General features: G+C 73.3%; 1 protein-coding gene and 1 pseudogene. One reads left to right on the top strand and one right to left on the bottom strand.

All coding sequences use genetic code 11. The features are described 5' to 3' along the window. Positions 1 to 532 (bottom strand): annotated as a pseudogene (locus OOT08_RS10580) (hypothetical protein); the annotation flags it as partial. A 251-nt stretch (positions 533 to 783) separates the two neighbouring features. Between OOT08_RS10580 and OOT08_RS10575 the strand changes: the two are divergent. Continuing rightward, positions 784 to 1,476, top strand: coding sequence for a M15 family metallopeptidase (locus tag OOT08_RS10575; RefSeq protein WP_325092611.1), 693 nt, complete (start codon positions 784 to 786; stop codon positions 1,474 to 1,476). Positions 1,477 to 1,747: the final 271 nt, after the last annotated feature.

The raw sequence follows: 1,747 nt of genomic DNA, 5'->3' as shown, positions 1-1,747 counted from the left end.
CCACGGTCCGCGGCCGGCGCACCACGGGCGGGGCCGGGCGGCGGACCGGGTCCTGTGGGGCGAGCGCGCCGATGCTCTCCGTCGGGGTCGCGTCCTCGTTCACCTCGGGCTCGGGCAGGGGGGCGATCTGGGGCAGGATCCGCGTCTCGGGGAGCACGGCGGGCTCCTCGGCCGCCGATTCCGCAGCCGCCCGCTCTGCGTCAAGGACGGGCAGGATCTCGGTCGCGGGGATCGCCTCGGGCTGCGGCGGTTCGGTCACGGCGGGGCTCCGTCGCGCGCGGGGCGGCTTTGGTTCCTTGCGCGGTTCCTTGCGCGGCTTCGGCGCGGCCTCGGGTTCCGCGGCCCCGGCTGCGGGGGCACCGGTCGCGGGAGAACCAAAGAGCAGCTCGTCGAAGCTTGGCTCATCGAAACTGGCCTCGTCGAAGTGGGGGTCTTCGCCCTCAGGCAGGATGCCGAGGTCTCGCCACGGTTCCTGTTCGGAGGAGTTTTCCTCCGTGCCGTCGCCGGGATCGCCTGTCGTGCGCTCAGTCATACGCCCCAGACTACCGGGCGGAGGCTGGGTGTCCGAAGCGATTGCCTCGTCTCGCGCGGAAAGCCGGATAGCATGTGCGGGTGACCACGACTCCCCGAGTTTCCCGCGGCCCCCGTCTCCTCGGCACGAGGGCGGCACGCGCCTCGGCGGCGCTGCTCGCGTTGGGGATCGTTCTCGCGGGATGCGCCGCCGCTCCCGAGCCGAAGCCGAGCCCGTCGCCCCAGGAGACGCGCACCCCTCAGGAGGACCCGATGCCAGACACGACCGAGCCGACGCCGGAGCCCCCCGCGTCCTCCCCCGCGGAGGCGGACGGCTTTGACCGCGCGCGCCTGTCCCTCGATGACCCCGATTCCATCTGGGTCATCAGCAATAAGCTCCGCCCGCTGAACCCCATCGACTACACCCCCGGCGACCTGCGGATGCCGAATGACGTGCCGAACAACAACGGCCAGCCGCTCCGCGAGGCGGCCGCGACAGCGACCGAACAGCTCGCCGCGGCGGCCGCCGCAGAGGGGCTCCAGGTTCGGGTGCTGAGCGCGTTCCGCGATTACGCCTATCAGGTGTCGCTCTACGACGGCTACATCGCCCGCGATGGGCAGGCCGCGGCCGATACCTACTCCGCCCGTCCTGGGCACTCCGAGCACCAGACCGGGCTCGTGGTCGATTTCGACGACGGCGGCGGCTGCGCGCTCCAGGAGTGCTTCGAGAGCACCCCGGCCGGGGCGTGGCTTGCCGAGCACGGGCACGAGTACGGTTTCGTGCTGCGCTACCCACGCGAGAAGGAACACGTGACGGGTTTCATGTACGAGCCCTGGCACTTCCGCTACGTCGGCGTGGAGCTGGCGACGCAGCTGCGGGAGAGCGGGATCGCGACCCTCGAGGAATTCTTCGGCCTGCCAGACGCGGGCGATTACGCCCCCGCGGGCTCGCCCGCTGGGGAGTAACGGCGCGCTGATCGCCCCGGACGGAGGGGCCTGCGCTGTCCGCCTCCCCGAGGGGTGGCGGACAGCGCAGGCCTGACCGTGACGCCGCCGGGCTCCTCGGCGGGGAGGCGGCGGGCTACTCGGTGGGGAGGCGGCGGCGAGCCCGGAGGCCCAGCGCCGCGCCGCCCGCGAGCAGCGCGGCGATCAGGGCTGCGAGGGGCGCGGCCGACGCAGCGCCCGTCTCGGCGAGCCCGGCGGGATCCGTTCGCTCCTCGGCGGGGGCCGTCGGCTG

The organism is Leucobacter sp. M11, assembly GCF_035726885.1.
Taxonomy (GTDB): domain Bacteria; phylum Actinomycetota; class Actinomycetes; order Actinomycetales; family Microbacteriaceae; genus JAPFRB01.
The sequence above is the reverse complement of the archived record's forward strand: the minus strand, read 5'-3'. Positions and strand labels throughout refer to the sequence as shown.